The sequence below is a fragment of the Actinomyces sp. oral taxon 849 str. F0330 genome, assembly GCF_000239715.1.
Lineage (GTDB): Bacteria > Actinomycetota > Actinomycetes > Actinomycetales > Actinomycetaceae > Actinomyces > Actinomyces johnsonii.
Genome location: NZ_JH470351.1, coordinates 108166 through 127178 on the forward strand (window position 1 = coordinate 108166; position 19013 = coordinate 127178).

Below are 19013 nucleotides of genomic sequence, written 5' to 3' on the forward strand. Positions count from 1 at the left end.
GGGGAAGCGAGCCGTTGTGAGCGGAGGACAATGGGAGGGGTGAGTGACCTCAACGACTTCCCACGTTCCGACGACGTCACCGACCCCACCATCTGCGCTTGGCCCGTCCAGGAGATCGCGGCGGCGGAAGCCCCTTTGACCGCGGGCACCGACCGCTACATGAGAGCCGCCGCCCATGCGGTGGCAAGGGCCGCTCTGCGCGAGCTGCGTCAGGGGCCCATTGTTCCCGGGGCCGCGGCGCCCCCCGCCGGGTCCGCCTATGCGCCCCTCGCCCCGGCGAGCCCCGCCGGGCCACCGGTGCTTCCCGTTTCACCGAGCTCACCGGTGACGCCGACGGGAACGCCGGCCGACAGGGGAGGGGCGTACGTCAGCCCGGGATGGATTGCGGGGGCGCCGGTGCTCCTCCTGGTCGGTGGCGGGCACAACGGAGCCGATACCCTCCTGGCCGGAGGTCTGCTCGCCCGCAGCGGCTGCGCGGTCAGCGCCGTGCTCGCCACCGAGCACCCCCATCCCGTCGCACTGGAGGAGGCCCGCAGCCACGGCGTGACCGTCTACGGCGCCGGCTACCGCAGCGACAGCGCAGATGATCGGAGCGGGACCGAGGCCATCGTCGCCGTCGAGGCCTTCCTCGCCCGTGGCGGACTCGTCCTCGACGGACTCACCGGCATCGGCGCCGATGGGCCGCTGCGTCCCGACGCCGCGGCCCTCATCGCCCCGCTCGTTGCGGCCGGAGAGCCAGGGCGGCGCCCACTTCGCGTCATCGCCGTCGACCTGCCCAGCGGGACCGGCGTCGACGACGGCACCATCGGGGGCCCCGTCCTGGCCGCAGACCGCACCATCACCTTCACCTGCCTCAAAGGGTGCCTGTGTCTACCTCCGGCCCGGCACCTGTGCGGCGCCGTCGAGGTCGTCCCCCTCGGGCTGCCCGCGCCCGCGAGCCGGCCCATTGCCCGCCGACCCGTCGACGGGGGCCTGGGCGACTACCTGATACGGGCCCTTCCCGAGCCGGGCACCGACGACCACAAGTACACCCGCGGCGTCGTCGGCCTGTGGGCCGGCAGCGAGACCTACCCCGGTGCGGCCGTCCTGACCGCCAGCGGCGCGGTACGCGCCGGAGCTGGCATGGTGCGCCTGGCTGCCCCCAGACGTGTGGAGGACCTCGTCCTGGCGGCCCGCCCCGAGGTCGTCCCCACCGCCGGACGCAGCCAGGCACTCGTTCTGGGACCGGGGATCGACCCCGCCGACGCCGCCAGGGCCGATGAGCTGCGAGCCGTCCTGCGCCCCACGCTCATCCGCGCCCCTGGACGCGGGACCGAGGACGCCGATGGCACTGACGGCGGCAACTCGGCCGCCGGTACGACGTCGGGTGGGCCGCCCGCCGTCGTCGACGCCGGGGCCCTGAGCATCCTCGCCGAGCTCCTGGCCCAGGGCCTGACCTGCACCCCGCTCCACGTCCTGACCCCGCATGCCGGAGAGGCCGCCGCCCTCCTGACGGCGCTGGCGGTCCTGGAGACATCGGCGGAGGCTGCCCATGGGTGGAACCGCGAGCGCGTCGAGGCCCACCCCGCCCGTGCCGTTCGCGAGCTTTCCCGCCTCACTGGTGGCACCGTCCTGCTCAAGGGCGCCACAACACTCATCGCAGCCCCCGACCGCCCCCTGGTCAGCGTGGACTGCGGACCCGGCTGGATGGCGACCGCGGGGAGCGGGGACGTGCTGGCCGGGGTCATCGGCGCCGTCCTGGCCGGAGCGGTCGCGCGTCGGGAGCGGGAGACGGCGGGCGCAGTCGCCGGTAAGGGTGCGTTGGTGACGTCGGGAGTCGGCCCCGCGCCTGATTCCGTCCTCGACTCGGTGGCCGCCGGAGTCAGGCTGCACGCGCTCGCGGGCTCCTATGCCGCCGCGATTCCCCAGGCAGCCAGCGGCGCCGGAGGCCACCCGATCGCAGCTCTCGACATCGCCTCTGCCCTCGGCCCGGCCCGCCTCGGGCTCAACTGGTTTCAGGCGAGCCCGCATCACTGAGACGCGTCGGCCGATCGATGTCAACCTGGCCGGGGAGTGTGCCAGCGAACAGCCGCGTCATCGGCTACCCAGTGCGACAATCGCGCCGTGACCACTTCCGCGGACTCAGCAGCAATGACGGCAGCGGCAACCACGACGCCGCCGACTCCGCCCTCCGTCGCCCCGACAACTTCAACGGCCCGGTCCCCTCTGCCCGGCGCGGCCACATCCCGCGCCGTCATCGATCTGGGAGCGATCGCCCACAACGGCAGTCTTCTGGCGCAGGCGGCCGGCGTGCCGTGGATGGCCGTGGTCAAGGCCGATGCCTATGGCCATGGCCTGGGCCCCGTCGCCCTGACAGCCCTGTCGGCGGGGGCCTCCTGGCTGGGGGTGGCCCAACTCGCCGAGGCCCTGACCCTGCGATCCCTCCTGGATGAGGCCGGCATTCCCCGCCCCGCGGGGGAGCCCTCCGGCCGGGCGCCCCGGGTTCTCACCTGGCTCCTGCCCGTGATGGATCCGGCTCGGGCGGCCGCGCAGGACTCGCCCCTGCGCGCCGCCCTGGCCGCTGACCTGGACCTGTCGGTCTCCAGCCTGTCCCAGCTCGATGCCCTGCTGGCCGCGGTCCGGGCGCAGGGGATACCGGCGCGCCTCCATCTCAAGGTCGACACCGGCATGTCGCGCGGCGGCGCCATGGAGGAGGACCTGCCGGCCCTGGCCGCCGCGCTGAAACGGGCCGTGGATGAGGGGACGGTCGACGTCGTCGGCCTGTGGTCCCACCTCTCTCGGGCCGACGAACCCACCAGCGGCTCCACCGAGGAGCACCTCGGGCGATACCGGGGCGCCGAGCGGATCGTGCGGGAGGCGGGCCTGAACCCGCCGATCCACCACCTTGCCGCTACCGGCGGGCTCCTGTGGCACCCGGGGGCCCGTATGGACCTGGTACGGGTGGGGATCGGCCTGTACGGGCTGAGCCCTGACCCGTGCGTGGCCACCAGTGCCGAGCTCGGGCTGCGGCCCGCCATGCGCCTGGAGTCCGCCCTGGTGCAGGTCAAGCGCATCGACGCCGGGCAGGCCGTCTCCTACGGGGGCACCTGGAGCGCACCCGCCGACCGCTGGGTCGGCCTCGTCCCCCTGGGCTACTCCGACGGCGTCCCGCGCGCCGCAAGCTCGGCGGGGCCCGTGGGCGTGGGCGGCCTGAGGACCTCCATCGTGGGCCGGGTGTGCATGGACCAGGTGGTCATCGACCTCGGCCCGGCCCGGAACGAGACCGGTGCGCCCCTTCCGGCGCCTGCCGCTGTTGGGGACACCGTCGTGCTCTGGGGCGCCCCCGGTTCCTCGGAGCAGGAGGCCATCCCCACTGCGGATGAGTGGGCGCAGGCCTGTGGCACCATCAACTACGAGATCGTGACCCGGCTTGGCGCCCGCATCCCGCGCTGCCACGTCGGAGCGGACTCCGGCGGCGACTACGCTCTGCCCTAGAGAACAGCAGACGTCGGATATCCCCGGCCCGGCACCCGCAGGGGCCGGCGGCCGGCTCCACGAACGGATGAGGAGGACACGTGAGCGGTGCGCCCCAGACACCTGAGACCGTCTCCGAGATCACCGTCGCAACCGGTGACGCCGATGAGACCCGGGCGCTTGGCGCCGATCTGGCCCGCCTGCTGCGCGCAGGCGACCTCGTCATGCTCTCCGGTGGGTTGGGCGCCGGTAAAACCACGCTGGCCCAGGGCATCGGGGCGGCCCTGGGGGTACGCGGCCGCGTCTCCTCGCCTACCTTCATCATCGCCCGCGTGCACCCATCATTGGCCGACGGCCCCGACCTCATCCACGTCGACGCCTACCGCATCACTTCCCTGGAGGAGATCGACGCCCTCGACCTGGACTCCTCCCTGGAACGCTCGGTTACCCTGGTCGAGTGGGGCGAGGACAAGGTGGAGGCCTTGAGCCCCGATCGCCTGGAGATCGAGGTCTCACGTCCTCACGGCGCCATCCACGCCGGCGCCCCGCAGCCCGACGGCGCCCCGACCGTTCTCGGGCAGCAGGACGCCTCGGCGGCGCAGGATTCCGTCGTCGACCTGGCCGAGGTCGACGACGGTCACCGGCGCGTATCCGTGCGCGCCCTCGGCCCGCGATGGGCCGACGTCGATCTGAGCCCTCTGGCGGCCGATACCCCTCACCAGTCCGGAGCACCGCTGTGAACACTCCTTCTCCCATTGCTCCCGTCCGCGACGCCATCCCCATCCGGCGCGCCCTAAGCCGCGGGCGCCTGCCAGGCCCGGCCCTCCTTCTCGCCCTCGCCATTGTCCTTCTGGCCGCCTCCCTCCTGGCCGCGGCGGCGGCCCGAGCCGCTACCAACCCGCCGACGGCCGGTGCAGGCGACTCAGCCGCCCCGGACAGCTCGGACAGCGCAGTCGGCTCGACGGACACCCCTGCGGATGCGGACTCGCGCAACACGGCCAAGTCGCTCATGGAGAGCGACTGCGTTGCCCAGGTGCGCCAGAGCACCGGAGAGCAGGGCGAGATTACGGTCGGAGACTTGAGGAGCGTCTACACCTGGGCCCCCGGCTTCCTCGACGGCTCCCAGCCGTCCGCCCAGCCCGTCGACACCGGAGACTGGGCCGCGACCGCCACCGCCGCCGGCAAGCCCGTCGGCCTTCTCGAGGTGGTCACGGATAAGGGGCGCACCACCTGCACCCCCATGTTCGACGACGATCTGGCCACCGACGTCGACCAGATGGGCGCTGCCCACCTTATTCACGACCGCAATGCCAACGCCTGGTACTCGCTGAACGGCACCACGGTGACGGCCCTCGGGGAGGCTGCCACCCGGCGCCTGGCCGGCCCCATCGAACTGAACGACTACGGCGAGATTCTGCGCGAGCGCGCCGGCTCCAAGCCCAAGACCTCCGCCACCCAGAGTGAGACGCGCTCCTCCGCTGGGGGCTGGGCGATCTGGGGACCTGTCCTGGCGGTCGTCGTCGTCGGAGTCATCACCGTCATCATCACGGTCCGTCACGAGCGCAAGGTGACAGCGCCGCTGCGCCAGGCCCGAAATCGCGCCGATATGGCCGAGCGCGCCGACCGGCAGAGCCGGGACCAGCCCGAGATCGAGGGCGTCGCGGTGCGCCGGGGTATCCCGCGGGCGGCCATCGACCTGTCCCTCCTGGGCGATGGCGCCGAGGACGCCGCGGGTGCGACCGGTGGCGAGACCCTGGGCGACACGATCCCGGAGAGCCGTGCCGACTACCCCCGGGACCCGAGGGCATAGGCTGGCCCGGTGCGAATCCTCTCGATCGACTCTTCCCTGGGGACACAGCTCGCGGTCGTCGAAACCGCTGGAGCGGCCGAGGCCGCCGTCCTCCCCGGCAGACGCGATACGGACGCCTGCGATCATGCTCTGCGAGTGCTGAGCCGGACCGAACAGACCGACACCCGGCGTCACGCCGAATCCCTGGGGCAGATGCTCTCCGAGGCCCTGTCTGTCCCCGATGCGGCGGACCGTTCGCTGGATGCCGTGGTCGCCGCCACGGGGCCGGCCCCCTTCACCGGGCTGCGGGCCGGACTGGTGACGGCCAGGGTCGTGGGGCGCACTCGGGGCGTACCCGTCCACGGCGTTTCCAGTCTCGACGCCGTCGCCCGCCGGGCTCTGGACGAGTTGGCCGCCCGGGGCGGTGAGCCGGACCCCGTGGTCCTGGTCGCCACCGACGCCCGTAGGCGCGAGGTCTACGCAGCACTCTTCCGCGCCAACGGGCCCGACGACGTCACCCGCCTGACCGAGATCGACGTCTGCCCTCCGACCCTGGTCGTAGAGCGGATCAGCGAGCAGGCGGGCGGGATCGGAACCGTCGATCTCGTGGCCGGCTCCGGCGCCGCCCTCTACCCCGAGCTGACGGAGCAGACCCGGTCCCGCGAGGCGCTCGCCCCCGTTTCCGGCGATGTCCTGACCCAGGTGCGCATCGCCCTGGCCCGCCTGGGCCGCGGCGAGGAGCTGGGCACGGAGCCGCTCTACCTGCGCCACGCCGACGTGCAGATGCCCGCCGCGCGCAAGCGCGTGCACTGATCGGGTATCCCTCTTCAGATGACCGGGGTGGCGGGACCACACAGAGCCCTCGGAGTGCGGGAGATGGCCGAGGAGGATCTGGACGAGATTGCCCGTCTCGAAGGCGAGCTGTTCGGGGCCGAGGCCTGGAGCCGGGACCTGCTGGCGGCCGAGTTGGAGGCCTCCCGGGGATCCCGGGCCGACCGCCGCTATATCGTCGTCGAGGGTCCCGACGATCCAGACGGCGACACGGGGCTCCGGGCAGGACTCCTGGGTTACGCCGGCCTCTACCACGCCGACGGCCTGACCAGCGCCGACCTGCTGACCATCGCCACGATCCCGGCGGCACGAGGGCGCGGTCTGGCCTCCTGCATGCTCACCGAGCTCGTGGGCACAGCCCGGCGGGCAGGCTGTCCCGACGTCCTGCTGGAGGTGCGCCAGTCCAACGAGGTCGCCCAGCGGCTCTACACCAGACACGGATTCGTCCCCATCGGGCGGCGCCGCCGCTACTACCAGGCGCCGCCCGAGGATGCGGTGGTCATGAGGCTGATGCTGAGTCCGCGCCTGGGCCCGATCGGGGCGAACGAGATCAGCAGGGCGAGTTCGAACTGAGGTGAGCGGCGCGCCCTGCCGGCCCGGACGGGCAATCACTCCCGACCGGGAGGATTGCGCCGGGGACGAAGAGGCAGATAGCCGCGGCAGGCGCCGGCCTTAAACACGGTCACCGGCTTCGCGTGGCCCTGTTGTTTGAGACCTCACAGATTTGTCTGACACCCCCATGACGAAAAGGTGGTCCCTGACAAGGTCGTCAGCATATTCAGCAGCGTTGAATCCGCAGTGGAGGACTTGCGAAATCCGCACGTTTCTGCGGATTCTCGGCACAGCGGAGCTGCTGGCGGCGCGGAGGGGACCAACGGGAGTCCGAGCCCGGCTAGCCTTCTGCCGTGGCCAAAACATCTGCTCCTTCCCTGAAGAGGCGGACCGCCTTCTCCACGACCGTCTTCATGAAGCGCATGATGGCGATCTCGGGGCTGGTGTTCCTGTTCTTCGTCCTCTTCCACGCCTACGGCAACCTTCACTACTTCGAGGGTGAGATTGCCTACGATCACTACGCGCACTTCCTGCGTACGCTCCTCCAGCCGATCCTTCCCTACAGCGGCGTCCTGTGGATCTTGCGCGTGACCCTTATGGTCTGCCTCCTGGCTCACGCCGGCAGCGCCTTCTGCCTGTGGGTGCGCAACAAGCGGGCCCGCGGCAACGACAAGTACGCGGTCAAGAAGCCCGGCGCGGACTACTTCGCCTCCCGCTACGCCATGCGCACCATGCGCTGGGGCGGTGTCATCCTGCTGCTGTTCATCATCTGGCACATCCTGCAGTTCACCACCCTGACACTGACGCCCGGGGGGCACTACGAGCATGGACGCGCCTACATGAACATGTGGTACGGCTTCCAGCTGTGGTGGGTGTGGCTCATCTACGCAATCGCGCTGGCGGCCCTGTGCCTGCACGTCTGGCACGGCGTGTGGTCGGCCCTGCAGACGCTGGGCGCGGTGCGAGGAAGCACCATCCCCTTCATCCGGCTGATCGCGTTCGTGGTGGCCTTCGGCCTGTTCGCCGCCTTCATGATCGTTCCGACGGCGATCCTCTTCAACGTGGTGCCCGAGCCCATGACCGGCGCCCAGTACGCGATCGAGGCTGCCAAGGCCGGCATCCTTTCCCACTGAGAGTGAACGACTATGACTGAACTCATCGACGGCCTGTACTACGAGGGCGAGAAGATCGCCGACACCAAGGCCCCCCACTCCGTCCCAATTGACCGGCGCTGGGAGCAGCGCAAGTTCGAGGCCAAGCTCGTCAACCCCGCCAACCGCCGCAAGCTGGACATCATCGTCGTTGGCTCCGGCCTGGCAGGCGGTGCTGCTGCCGCCTCCCTGGGCGAGCAGGGCTACAACGTCAAAGTCTTCTTCTACCAGGATTCGGCCCGCCGGGCGCACTCCATCGCCGCCCAGGGCGGTATCAACGCCGCGAAGAACTACCGCAACGACGGCGACTCCACCTACCGGCTCTTCTACGACACAGTCAAGGGCGGCGACTACCGCGCCCGCGAGGACAACGTCTACCGCCTGGCCGAGGTCTCGGCCAACATCATCGACCAGTGCGTGGCTCAGGGCGTCCCCTTCGCCCGCGAGTACGGCGGCTTGCTGGACAACCGTTCCTTCGGCGGTGTTCAGGTCTCCCGTACCTTCTACGCCCGCGGCCAGACCGGTCAGCAGCTCCTCATCGGCGCCTATCAGGCCCTGGAGCGCCAGGTCCACGCCGGGACGGTCAAGGAGTTCCGCCGCCACGAGATGGTCGAGCTCATCATCGTCGACGGCCGCGCCCGCGGCATCGTCACCCGAGACATGGTCTCCGGGGAGATCGAGACCCACCTGGCCGACGCTGTCGTCCTGGCCAGCGGCGGATACGGCAACGTGTTCTTCCTGTCCACCAACGCCATGGGCTGCAACGCCACCGCCATCTGGCGCGCGCACCGCAAGGGCGCCTACTTCGCCAACCCCTGTTACACGCAGATCCACCCCACCTGCATTCCGCAGTCCGGGGACTTCCAGTCCAAGCTCACCCTCATGAGCGAGTCGCTGCGCAACGACGGCCGCATCTGGGTGCCCAAGAAGGCCGAGGACTGCGACAAGGACCCGCGCGACATCCCCGAGGAGGCTCGCGACTACTACCTCGAACGCATCTACCCGGCCTTCGGAAACCTCGTGCCGCGTGACATCGCCTCGCGCCAGGCCAAGAACATGTGCGACGAGGGTCGCGGCGTGGGCCCAGCCATCAAGGAGCGCGACGCCAACGGCAACGAGCGGATGATGCGCCGCGGCGTCTACCTGGACTTCTCCGAGGCCATTGGCCGTCTGGGCAAGGATGCCGTCTCCGCCCGCTACGGCAACCTGTTCGAGATGTACCAGCGCATCACCGGGGATGACCCCTACGAGGTGCCCATGCGCATCTATCCCGCCGTGCACTACACGATGGGCGGCCTGTGGGTGGACTACGACCTAGAGTCCAACGTCCCGGGCCTCTACATCGCTGGAGAGGCCAACTTCTCCGACCACGGCGCCAACCGCCTGGGGGCCTCCGCCCTCATGCAGGGCCTGGCCGACGGCTACTTCGTCCTGCCCGACACCATGAACGACTACCTGGCGGACATGCTGCGCCTGGGCAAGGTCGACCCGAAAGCCCCGGAGATCGCCGAGGCCAAGCGCTCCGTCGAGGAACGCGTCGCCCGCCTCATGGCGCTGCGCGGTACCCGCAGCGTGGACGACTTCCACATGGCCCTGGGCCGCATCATGTGGGAGTACTGCGGCATGGAGCGGCGTGATGCCGGTCTGCGCGACGCCATCGAGCAGATCCAGGCCCTCAAGGAGGAGTTCTGGCGCGACGCCCGTATCACGGGCCAGGCCGACGAGCTCAACCAGGCCCTGGAGAAGGCCGGCCGGCTGCTGGACTTCTTCGAGCTGGCCGAGCTCATGTGCATCGACGCCCTGCATCGGCGTGAGTCCTGCGGTGGTCACTTCCGGGCGGAGTCCCAGACGCCCGAGGGTGAGGCCATGCGGCACGATGACGAGTTCCTCTACGTTGCCGCCTGGGAGTGGGGCGGGGAGAACCGCCCGCCGATCCTCCACAAGGAGGACCTCGTCTACAAGGACATCGAGCTCAAGCAGCGGAGTTACAAGTGAACATCAAGCTCAAGATCTGGCGCCAGAAGAACAAGGACTCGAAGGGCCACTTCGAGGAGTACGCCATGAGCGGGATCGAGGAGCACATGAGCTTCCTCGAGGTCCTCGACCTGCTCAACGAGCAGCTCTTCGCCGAGGGCAAGGAACCGGTGGCCTTCGACTCCGACTGCCGCGAGGGCATCTGCGGTCAGTGCGGTGTGGTCATCAACGGGCAGGCCCACGGGCCGATCCGCTCCACCACCTGCCAGCTGCACATGCGCCACCTGGCGGAGGACCCCTCCTTCAAGGATGGCTCCACCATCACGATCGAACCGTGGCGCTCCACCGGCTTCCCGGTATTGCGCGACCTCATCGTGGACCGCTCTGCCCTGGACCGCATCGTCCAGGCCGGCGGCTACATCTCGGTCAACACCGGGGGCGCCCCCGAGGCCCACTCGGTGCCTGTGCAGAAGGAGAAGGCCGATGCCGCCTTCGAGGCCGCCGCCTGCATCGGCTGCGGTGCTTGCGTCGCCGCCTGCCCCAATGCCTCTGCCATGCTGTTCACGGGTGCGAAGATCTCGCACCTGGGCCTGCTGCCGCAGGGCCAGCCCGAGCGTCTCGCCCGCGTGGTGAGCATGCTCAACCAGCACGATGCCGAGGGCTTCGGCGGCTGCACGAACATCGGTGAGTGCGCGGCCGTGTGTCCCAAGTCGGTGCCGCTCGAGGTCATCTCGCGCCTCAACCGGGACCTGGGCCACGCCCTGTGGAAGGGCCAGCACGCCCACTGACCTCCTCCCATCTTCCATACGCCGAGTCAGGCATTTTTCGCGTAGTCCTACGCGAAAAATGCCCGACTCGACGTGAGGGGCTAGTGGATGGTGAAGGTGACCCCGGTGAAGTCCGGGATCTGGAGAGTCCCTGGATCGGCCTCAGGAACGCCGTTGCCCACGAGGAGGACCTGGGCACCGGCCCGCCGGGCCGCGGTGTAGCCGGAGGCGGCATCCTCCAGCACCAGGCAGGAGGCAATCGGTACCCCCAGGAGCTCGGCGGCCTTGAGGTACGCATCAGGATCGGGCTTGCCGCGCTCGACGTCGTCGGCGGAGACGACGATAGAGGGGATGGGCACCCCGGCCTCCTCCATACGCACCCGCATGAGCTCCATTGGGGCGGAGGTGACCAGGGCCAGCGGAACATCGGCCTCGAGCAGCGCGGTCACCAGAGCCGCGGCCCCGGGGATATCCGCCATACGCCCCGCCGTGCGCACGATCTCCTCGCGGGCGAAGCGCTCATGAATCGCGTCGTGCTCCTCCGCCGTCAGGTCCGGCAGGAACCGGCGGATCGTGTCGATGCCGGTACGGCCTGGGGAATAGGCCATGATCTCGTCGAATCGCTCACTCATGCCGTGATCTCGGGCGAAGGAGCTCCACATCGACTCCACGACCGCCGAGGAGTCCACCAGGGTGCCGTCCATGTCGCACAGGATCGCCTCGGCTCGGGCCAGGGGGACCGGCTCTTCGGCGGAGCCGTCCGACGACAGGAGCTGAACGGACATGGGGCCTCCTGGAAAGCTCGAGCCGAATAATGGTGCGAGTCTCAGTCTACTCCGACCGCGTTCGACAGGAGCAAGGGGAACCTACGACAGTTTCTTTGCGGCTTTATAGATCTCTCGAGTTTTTCCAGTGGAGTGCTCGCTGTCGGTGTCGAAGGAGCCGTTCTTCTTGGAGTAGACGATGCAATTGTCCATGGAAGAACCTTTCTTGGATGACGGGCACAGGCTTATCTTTGATATCTTTGGTTGTTTCATGGCGATAGCAAGGACCGGCGCGGCGGCATCGGTGTCTGGGCCGACGAGCGGGGCGCCGCCCAGACCTCCAACTGTGATTTCAGATTCAGAACTTTCTCCCTGATATCCTCCGAGTTGAAAGAAGATTAAAAGCTTGGAGCGATCACTCGGACCGGGCGTTTGGGTGATCTCCGTAAGCAGTTTCTTGGTTGCCGGCTCTGATACGGCAGTGGTCGAAGATGCAGTCACGGTAGTATCCCAGTCATTGAGTTTAAAAGAGTCCCATGATTCTGTTCCCACTTCTTTGTCCGGGCTGGGGGCTCGGGTGAATAGGTTGTCTGGAACTTTATCGACGTCTCCGCGGTTGATTTCGAGTCGACCTGAGGAGGTGCTGATCTTGTCCACCTCCTCTCCAGTATATTCGGCTGCGGTGTTCAGCATCTCACATTCTTGTGAGGGGTTCTTCTCTGTGCTGGCCGTGTTCGCGATGGGGGTTTCGTGGTCTTCAAGCGTCAGTTCTGTTCCGTGATACTGCCACGTGAAGGTAAGGGTGGCGCTGTAACTGTCAATGCGTTTCTTCTTGGGTAGCTCTTTATCCGCTTTCTGCGCCAGGGAGCATACGGCATCTGGGCTCGTGTTCGGAGAAAGGCTGATTGTGGCAACAGTGTTGCAGTCATCGTCTCCGTCGAGAAAAGTGCAATTCGAATGAGTCACATCGACCTTCTCAACACCGTCCTGCTTCAGGAGCCAAGAGCGGATGATACTGCCCCCGCCGTCGGAGCACGCCGAGAGCGGCAGGACCGCCAGGGTGACGGCGATGACGGCAATGAAGGATACCGCCGGCCGTTTCTCGCGCCGGGTGTGGAGGCTGCGCCCGGGGCCGTTGAGGTGGCGGAGAGGAGCGTGCTGCCTGGGCCTGTTCATGGCAGGAGCGTAGGGGTGCGTGCGGGTAAGAGGTAGGGGTATTGATCCCCGCCGTGAGCCAGGCGAAGTCGGGCTCGCGCACTGGCGTCGGAGCGCCCGGGATCCCTAGCTCCAGACCCCGGAGGAGCCACGGCGGTGGGAGCCGACCAGGTGGGTATCGATGATTCCGATCGCCTCCATGAGGGCGTACATCGTCGTCGGGCCGACGAAGCGGAAACCGCGGCGCTTGAGGTCACTGGCCAGGGCGACCGACTGCTCCGACTGCGTGGGGATGTCCGCGAACCGATGCGGTCGCGGAGTCGACTCTGGCCGGTAGGACCACACCAGGCCCGCCAGGCCGCCGTCGACGGTATCCCTGAGGCGCACCGTCGCGCGGGCATTGGTGATGGTGGCCAGGACCTTGGCCCGGTTACGTACGATCCGGGCATCGGCCAGCAGTCGGTCCACGTCCGCCTCCCCGAAGCCGGCTACCGCGTCGGGGTCGAATCCGGCGAAGGCGTCGCGGAAGGCTGGGCGCTTGCGCAGGATCGTCGCCCAGGACAGGCCCGACTGGAAGGCCTCCAGGCTCACCCGCTCGAAGACTCCCCTCTCGTCGCGCACCGGCATGCCCCACTCGGTGTCGTAGTACTCGCGCAGCAAAGGATCGGTGGCGGCCCAGGCCGGCCGGGCCAGGCCGTCATCGCCCGTCACCAGGTCCGGGTTGTCGGGCTCGGTCATCGCAGTACCTCCTCGTCCGTTGCGCCCGTATCGCAGCTCGGTCGGCTCGCCTCAACGGTAGCCCGGGCTGAACCTGCTGGCCCGCCCCACAGGGGCCCGGTGAGGGGCTGTCCTCCGTCCGCGTCGGCAGGCGATAGGCTGGGGGCTTGTGAGCGCCCCCCTCATCCTCGGCATCGAGTCCACCTGCGACGAGACCGGTGTGGCCCTCGTGCGCGGCCGCGAGCTCCTCGCCGACGTCACCGCCACCTCCATGGACCAGTACGCGCGCTTCGGTGGAATCATCCCCGAGATCGCCTCGCGAGCCCACCTGGAGTCCTTCCTGCCTACCCTCGATGCCGCGCTGGAGAGAGCAGGCGTCGAGCTGGGCGAGGTCGACGCCGTCGCCGTGTGCGCCGGTCCCGGACTCATCGGCTCCCTGACCGTCGGCATCTCCGCCGCCAAGGCCCTGGCCGCGAGCCTGGGCAGGCCGATCTACGGCGTCAACCACGTCATCGGGCACTTGGCAGTCGACGAACTGGTCGACGGCCCACTGCCCGAGCAGTTCATCGGCCTCATCGTCTCCGGCGGGCACTCCAACCTCCTGAGCATCCGCGACATCGCCACCGACGTCGTTGAGCTCGGCGGCACACTCGACGACGCCGCCGGAGAGGCCTTCGACAAGGTCGGCCGACTCCTGGGGCTTCCCTACCCCGGCGGTCCGCACGTGGATCGTCTCTCCCAGGAGGGCGACCGCAGTGCCATCCGTTTCCCCCGCGGTCTGGCCGCCGGCAAGGACAAGGAGCGTCACCGCTACGACTTCTCCTTCTCCGGGCTCAAGACAGCGGTGGCCCGTTACGTCGAGTCCCTGGAGGACGCCGGCCAGGAGGTGCCCAGTGCCGACGTGTGCGCCGCCTTCTCCGAGGCCGTCAACGACTCCCTGACGGCCAAGGCGGTCCAGGCCTGCCTGGATGCCGGCTGCGATACGCTCGTCGTCGGAGGTGGCTACTCCGCCAACTCCCGCCTGCGCTCCCTGGCGGCCGAGCGCTGCGAAGCCGCAGGCATCACCCTGCGCCTGCCGCCGCTGCGCTTCTGCACCGACAACGGAGCCCAGATCGCCGCCCTGGGATCGGCCGCTGTGCGTGCCGGCGTCGCCCCCAGCCCCATGGACTTCGCCCCGGACTCAGGGATGTCGCTGGACGTCAGCGTCGCTCACTGACGTCCGCCGGCGTGCTGGACGGCGGCTTGTCCACTGCGCTGTCGCTGCCGGCAGGGAGGCCGGCGGCAACGCCCCGGATAATGATCTCGATCTTGCGGTCCAATCCGCCCCGGTCCAACCAACTCTTGTTCGGGGTCAGTGCCTCGGGCAGATCTGGCGCCCGAGTTGCGGTGGCGAACCGGCTCGCCTCTTCCAGCCCCGTGGAGGCGCCTCGCCCGGCGCGGGCGACGGGCGAGCGCATGACCTCGATCTGCGCGTGCGTGGAAATGACGGTGTCGCCCACGAAGTCCAGGACCACGCCGGCCTCCTCCGCTCCCAGTCCGCCGTCGACCAGGCACTGGCAGGCCCTGACCATGGGGCCTGCGAAGAGCTGGTGCGCCCACGGCACACCCATGATGACTCCGGCCAGGCCCGGGTAGCGCTCCAGCATCCCCCAGACGGCCTCGACATGCGCCCTGACCGCATCGGGCCAACTCTCCCCGACGGGCGGGATGTCGGCCTCGGCGGCGATCCTCTCCAGGCAGGCGGCCAGCAGATCCTCGCGCGAGGAGATCGTGCGATACAGCCCGGAGGCCGCCACTCCCATCCGCTTGGCCACTGCGGTGAGCGTGAAGTCCGCGATGCCGAGCTCAAGAGCGGCGTCGACGACGTCGTCGCGCGAGAAACCGGGTTTCGGTCCGGTCGGTCTGCCCAGTCGTGCTGGTGATGCCATGACAGTACCGTAGTGCGCTGCGACGGCGGTTGCCCCCGCTTCAGCGGTAAGAGTAAGGTGTACCTTATCGAGTTCTGAAACTCATTCATAATTAGGGTCGACGGAGGGATGGAACCTGATGAGCACGCAGGTACATCGGTCAGCACCAGGGACGTCGTCGCAGTCGTCGTCACAGGCATTGCTGCAGTCGCAGGTCTCGGAAGGCGCCGGTGGGGCGGAGAACCTCGGCGAGCAGGCCCGTCGGAGCAATACCCAGCGCTCCCGCCAGGGGCAGGCCGCCATCGCCCGCCTCGGATCCCCCGTGCGCACCCGCCTGCGGATCGGCCAGATTCTTGTCCTGCTCTCCGCGGTCCTGGCGGTGGCGCCCTATATCGCACTGGTCCAGCTCGGCGATATCCTCCTGCGCGCCTACCGAGCGGGCGTGAGTCCGGACCCGCAGCAGGTGCGCTCGGCCGTCATGATGCTCGTGAGCGCCTACTCCGCCCGCCTGTTCCTGTACTTCCTGGCGCTGCTCATCACCCACCTGGCCGACCTGTCCCTGCGCGACCGTCTGCGCCGCGACATCGTCGAGCGCATCTCCCAGGCTCCACTGGCCTGGTTCACCGCCTCCACCTCCGGGCGCATCCGCAAGGCGGTCCAGGACGACACGACCCTCGTTCACACCGTCATCGCCCACGGCCCCGTCGAGCGCCTCAACGCCGTCGTCACTCCGCTGGCGCTGCTGGTGTGCGCCATCTGGATCGACTGGCGCCTGGCTCTGCTGGCGGTCTCCACGCTCGTCCTCTACGTACTCACCTACTCGGTGTCCATGCGCGGCATGAACGAGAAGACCGTCGAGATGGACCGCAAGCTGGCGGCCATCTCATCCACCATGGTCGAGTTCGTCTCTGGTATCGGCGTGGTCAAGGCCTTCGGGCGCGTGGGGCGCGCCCACTCGGCCTACCTCGCCGCAGCCGACGAGTTCTCCGCCTTCTATCGCGCCTGGGCGATGCCCCTGGTGACCGTCACCTGCCTGTCCTTCACCTGGGTCTCGATCCCTGTGCTACTCCTGGTCAACCTCGGTGGCGGGGCGCTGCTCATCCACGCCGGCGCCGTCACCCTGCCCCAGGTCCTAGCCACGACTCTCATCGCCCTGGTCCTGCCCGCTGCGCTCATCACCATCGCCTCGATCTCCTGGTCCTACCAGCTGGCCGGCGCCGCGGCCCTGCGCCTGTGCGAGGTCCTCGACACCCCCGTTCTGCCCGCCGCCGAGCGGCCCGAGCGGCCCCGCTCGGCGCTCGTCGAGATCAGTCGTGTCTCCTTCTCCTACGGGGACACCCTCGCGGTCGATAACGCCTCCCTCACTCTGGAGCCCGGCACCGTCACCGCTCTGCTGGGCCCCTCCGGCTCGGGCAAGTCGACACTGGCCACTCTCATCGCCCGCTTCGCCGACCCCGACGCCGGCGCCGTGCGCATCGGCGGCGTGGACCTGCGGGACATGGACGAGGCCACCCTGTACTCCACCGTCTCCTTCGTCCTCCAGGACGCCCAGCTGCTCGGCACCACCGTGCGGGAGAACATCGCGCTCGGGCGTCCCGACGCCGATCTGGACCAGGTGCGCGCCGCCGCCCGCGTGGCCCGCATCGATGAGGAGATCATGGCCCTGCCGAGCGGCTACGACACCGTTCTGGGGCAGGACACGGCTCTGTCCGGCGGCCAGGAGCAGCGCATCGCCATTGCCCGTGCCATCCTGCTGAACACCCCCGTCATCCTGCTCGACGAGGCCACCGCCATGGCCGACCCCGAGTCCGAGGCCGAGATCCAGGAAGCGCTCAGTGCCCTGGTCAAGGACCGAACCGTTCTGGTCATCGCCCATCGCCCGGCGGCCGTGCGCGGCGCCGACCGCATCGCCGTCATGGAGCACGGGCGCATCGTCGCCTCCGGCAGCCACGACGACCTCGTGGACGAGCCCTATTACCGCGCCCTTCTGCGCCAGACCGGCGAGCTCGACGAGGCCACCGCTCCTTCCGGCCAGGAACCCGTCGCCGTGCCGAACGGACTCACCCGGGCAGATATCGGGGCAGAGAAGGAGACTCCCACCGCTGTCAGTCCGAAAGCCGTCGACGAAGCCGATCGTCCACGGCCTGTTCCTTCGGTCCCGACGCCGGCTGCCGACGCCCCCCGGGCCGTGAGCTCCCTGCTGTCCCGCTTCCGCAGGCTCATGCTGGACTCCTCCTGGCGTCAGACGCGCAGCTGTCTCATTCTGGCAGCGGCCAACGGTATCGCCTCCGGGGCCGCATTGGTTTCACTCCTGCCCGCCTCGGTCGCCCTTGGCGCCGGTGCGCCCCGGTGGGGGCTGTCCTTCGGCGGCTGGCTCATCGTCTTCGTCATCTGCGGCGTCGTCGCCGCCGTCACGGAGTTCCAGGGGCAGCGGCGAGGAATGTCCGGAGCCCTCGGCTTCATGCACGATGTTCATCATGCGGTCGGTGACCGGATCGCGCGCCTGCCCCTGCGCTGGTTCGACGCCGATTCCGCCGGAATCCTGTCGCGGGCCGTCAGCCAGGAGATGGTGGCTCTGGGGGAGTCCGCCGCCCATTTCATGTACATGCTCTCCTCCACGACCGCTGCCTGTGTGATCGTCTGGGCCGGAGCTTGGGCCTGGGACTGGCGCCTGGGTCTGCTGCTGACCGTGGCTGCGCCCCTGTTCGCGGGTCTGGTGCGTGCCGCGCGCCGCCTCCTGGACCGCGGCAAGTCCATCTCCGAGCCCGCCGAGCGCGAGCTGGCCACCCGCGTCGTCGAGATCGCCCGCTGCCAGGGCGCTCTGCGCTCGTGCAGGGCCGCCACCGGCTACAGCCGCCTGACCTCCGCCTTCGATGACGGGAACCGCGTCTCGAGGCGCGCCCTGTGGTGGGAGACCGCCGGCAACCTCGTCAACGGGGCACTGAGCCAGGTCATCGTCGTCACCATGATCGCCCTGACCGCCTCCTTCGCGGTCTCTGGCACCATGGAGCCCCTCGTGGCCGTCGCCATCATTGGCATGTGCCTGCGCTTCACCACCATGCTCGACGACATTGGCGCATCCGTCATGGGCTTGGAGGAACGGCGTCAGATGATGAACCACCTCGACGCCGTCATGGACGCCGAGCTCATGGCCGAGCCACAGGTCCGTGCCGAGCTACCCGACCCGGGCGCCGTCGAACTCGACGACGTCGTCTTCGGCTACCGTGCCGACGAACCCGTCTTGGACGGAGTATCGATGAGCGTGCCCGCACGCGCTATGTGCGCCATCGTGGGCCCCTCCGGCAGTGGTAAGACGACCATCGCCCGCCTCATCGCCCGTTTCTGGGACGCCGGCTCCGGCACCGTGCGCGTGGGCGGCACCGACGTGCGCGACATGCCGACCGCTCAGCTCATGGAGCAGCTCTCGATGGTCTTCCAGGACGTCTACCTCTTCGACGACACCCTGGACGCCAACATCCGCATCGGCAACCCTGCGGCTGACGACGAGCAGGTGCGCTGGGCAGCGGACCTCGCCGGCGTCACCGAGATCGTCAACCGTCTGCCCCACGGTTGGGACACGCGTGTAGGCGAGGGAGGACGGGCACTGTCCGGCGGCGAGCGCCAGCGTGTCTCCATCGCCCGAGCTCTGCTCAAGCGCGCACCGATCGTGCTGCTCGACGAGGCCACCAGCGCCCTGGACGCGGAGAACGAGGCCAATATCGTCGCCGCGATGCAGGAGCTACGGCGCACCTCGACACTCATCGTCATCGCCCACAAGCTCGAGACGATCGCAGCGGCCGACCAGGTGATCGTTCTCGACGACGCCGGGCACGTCTCCCAGTGCGGGCGCCACGAGGACCTCGTGAAGGTCGACGGTCCCTACCGGGGCTTCTGGGAGCAGCGCAACCGGGCCCGCGGATGGGCGCTCGTGTAAGGACACAAGACATGTGCGG

General features: G+C 69.0%; 15 protein-coding genes. 11 read left to right on the top strand and 4 right to left on the bottom strand.

Annotation, left to right across the window (positions count from 1 at the left end; genetic code table 11):
• Window positions 1-30 precede the first annotated feature (30 nt).
• The 9 genes from HMPREF0975_RS06300 (at window position 31) to HMPREF0975_RS06340 (ending at window position 10538) form a co-directional block, all read left to right on the top strand.
• Entirely contained in the window at window positions 31-2016 is a 1986-nt protein-coding gene (locus HMPREF0975_RS06300) for a bifunctional ADP-dependent NAD(P)H-hydrate dehydratase/NAD(P)H-hydrate epimerase (RefSeq protein WP_009233302.1), read from the top strand.
• 114 nt (window positions 2017-2130) lie between these two features.
• Window positions 2131-3474 carry an alanine racemase gene (gene alr / locus HMPREF0975_RS06305; protein ID WP_009233303.1) on the top strand — a complete coding sequence of 448 codons (1344 nt, stop codon included), beginning with the start codon at window positions 2131-2133 and terminating at the stop codon, window positions 3472-3474.
• An 80-nt stretch (window positions 3475-3554) separates the two neighbouring features.
• Window positions 3555-4193: a tRNA (adenosine(37)-N6)-threonylcarbamoyltransferase complex ATPase subunit type 1 TsaE gene (tsaE, locus tag HMPREF0975_RS06310; protein ID WP_009233304.1), complete on the top strand. Its 639-nt coding sequence runs from the start codon at window positions 3555-3557 to the stop codon at window positions 4191-4193.
• Window positions 4190-5263 carry a hypothetical protein gene (locus tag HMPREF0975_RS06315; RefSeq protein ID WP_009233305.1) on the top strand — a complete coding sequence of 358 codons (1074 nt, stop codon included), beginning with the start codon at window positions 4190-4192 and terminating at the stop codon, window positions 5261-5263. The genes tsaE and HMPREF0975_RS06315 overlap by 4 nt, the downstream gene beginning before the upstream one ends.
• 9 nt (window positions 5264-5272) lie before the next feature.
• Window positions 5273-6055 (top strand): tRNA (adenosine(37)-N6)-threonylcarbamoyltransferase complex dimerization subunit type 1 TsaB, encoded by a 783-nt coding sequence (gene tsaB, locus HMPREF0975_RS06320; RefSeq protein ID WP_009233306.1) that lies wholly within the window; start codon window positions 5273-5275, stop codon window positions 6053-6055.
• An 18-nt stretch (window positions 6056-6073) separates the two neighbouring features.
• Window positions 6074-6646 carry a GNAT family N-acetyltransferase gene (locus tag HMPREF0975_RS06325; protein ID WP_049939534.1) on the top strand — a complete coding sequence of 191 codons (573 nt, stop codon included), beginning with the start codon at window positions 6074-6076 and terminating at the stop codon, window positions 6644-6646.
• Between the two features lie 392 nt (window positions 6647-7038).
• Complete coding sequence (locus HMPREF0975_RS06330; RefSeq protein WP_198009151.1) at window positions 7039-7758, top strand: succinate dehydrogenase cytochrome b subunit; 720 nt, start codon at window positions 7039-7041, stop codon at window positions 7756-7758.
• 12 nt (window positions 7759-7770) lie between these two features.
• Window positions 7771-9771 carry a fumarate reductase/succinate dehydrogenase flavoprotein subunit gene (locus tag HMPREF0975_RS06335; RefSeq protein ID WP_009233309.1) on the top strand — a complete coding sequence of 667 codons (2001 nt, stop codon included), beginning with the start codon at window positions 7771-7773 and terminating at the stop codon, window positions 9769-9771.
• Window positions 9768-10538: a succinate dehydrogenase/fumarate reductase iron-sulfur subunit gene (locus HMPREF0975_RS06340; protein ID WP_003785183.1), complete on the top strand. Its 771-nt coding sequence runs from the start codon at window positions 9768-9770 to the stop codon at window positions 10536-10538. The genes HMPREF0975_RS06335 and HMPREF0975_RS06340 overlap by 4 nt, the downstream gene beginning before the upstream one ends.
• 80 nt (window positions 10539-10618) lie before the next feature.
• Here the strand turns inward: HMPREF0975_RS06340 and HMPREF0975_RS06345 are convergent, their stop codons facing one another.
• The 3 genes from HMPREF0975_RS06345 to HMPREF0975_RS06355 all read right to left on the bottom strand — a co-directional run bounded on the left by HMPREF0975_RS06345 (window position 10619) and on the right by HMPREF0975_RS06355 (window position 13174).
• A complete protein-coding gene (locus tag HMPREF0975_RS06345) occupies window positions 10619-11302 on the bottom strand; it encodes an HAD-IA family hydrolase (RefSeq protein WP_009233310.1) in 684 nt (227 codons plus the stop codon).
• Window positions 11303-11383: 81 nt separating this feature from the next.
• Window positions 11384-12457, bottom strand: coding sequence for a hypothetical protein (locus tag HMPREF0975_RS15550; protein ID WP_009233311.1), 1074 nt, complete (start codon window positions 12455-12457; stop codon window positions 11384-11386).
• A gap of 105 nt (window positions 12458-12562) precedes the next feature.
• Window positions 12563-13174, bottom strand: a complete 612-nt coding sequence (locus tag HMPREF0975_RS06355; RefSeq protein WP_009233312.1) for a DNA-3-methyladenine glycosylase I — start codon at window positions 13172-13174, stop codon at window positions 12563-12565.
• A gap of 148 nt (window positions 13175-13322) precedes the next feature.
• Between HMPREF0975_RS06355 and tsaD the strand changes: the two genes are divergently transcribed.
• Window positions 13323-14369: a tRNA (adenosine(37)-N6)-threonylcarbamoyltransferase complex transferase subunit TsaD gene (tsaD, locus tag HMPREF0975_RS06360; protein WP_009233313.1), complete on the top strand. Its 1047-nt coding sequence runs from the start codon at window positions 13323-13325 to the stop codon at window positions 14367-14369.
• Here tsaD and HMPREF0975_RS06365 read toward each other — a convergent pair.
• Window positions 14353-15081 (bottom strand): TetR/AcrR family transcriptional regulator, encoded by a 729-nt coding sequence (locus HMPREF0975_RS06365; RefSeq protein ID WP_009233314.1) that lies wholly within the window; start codon window positions 15079-15081, stop codon window positions 14353-14355. The two genes, tsaD and HMPREF0975_RS06365, sit on opposite strands and share 17 nt — an antisense overlap.
• Window positions 15082-15199: 118 nt before the next feature.
• On the opposite strand from HMPREF0975_RS06365, the gene HMPREF0975_RS14805 reads away from it, so the two are divergent.
• The gene (locus HMPREF0975_RS14805) at window positions 15200-18994 is read left to right on the top strand and encodes an ABC transporter ATP-binding protein (RefSeq protein WP_009233315.1); all 3795 of its coding nucleotides are present in this window, start codon (window positions 15200-15202) and stop codon (window positions 18992-18994) included.
• Window positions 18995-19013: the final 19 nt, after the last annotated feature.

Coding starts and splice junctions, on each gene's coding strand:
- HMPREF0975_RS06300 (WP_009233302.1), top strand. CDS start 31: ATGGGAGGGGTGAGTGACCTCAACGACTTCCCACGTTCCGACGACGTC.
- alr (WP_009233303.1), top strand. CDS start 2,131: ATGACGGCAGCGGCAACCACGACGCCGCCGACTCCGCCCTCCGTCGCC.
- HMPREF0975_RS06325 (WP_049939534.1), top strand. CDS start 6,074: ATGACCGGGGTGGCGGGACCACACAGAGCCCTCGGAGTGCGGGAGATG.
- HMPREF0975_RS06330 (WP_198009151.1), top strand. CDS start 7,039: ATGAAGCGCATGATGGCGATCTCGGGGCTGGTGTTCCTGTTCTTCGTC.
- HMPREF0975_RS06335 (WP_009233309.1), top strand. CDS start 7,771: ATGACTGAACTCATCGACGGCCTGTACTACGAGGGCGAGAAGATCGCC.
- HMPREF0975_RS06345 (WP_009233310.1), bottom strand. CDS start 11,302: ATGTCCGTTCAGCTCCTGTCGTCGGACGGCTCCGCCGAAGAGCCGGTC.
- HMPREF0975_RS15550 (WP_009233311.1), bottom strand. CDS start 12,457: ATGAACAGGCCCAGGCAGCACGCTCCTCTCCGCCACCTCAACGGCCCC.
- HMPREF0975_RS06355 (WP_009233312.1), bottom strand. CDS start 13,174: ATGACCGAGCCCGACAACCCGGACCTGGTGACGGGCGATGACGGCCTG.
- HMPREF0975_RS06365 (WP_009233314.1), bottom strand. CDS start 15,081: ATGGCATCACCAGCACGACTGGGCAGACCGACCGGACCGAAACCCGGT.
- HMPREF0975_RS14805 (WP_009233315.1), top strand. CDS start 15,200: ATGAGCACGCAGGTACATCGGTCAGCACCAGGGACGTCGTCGCAGTCG.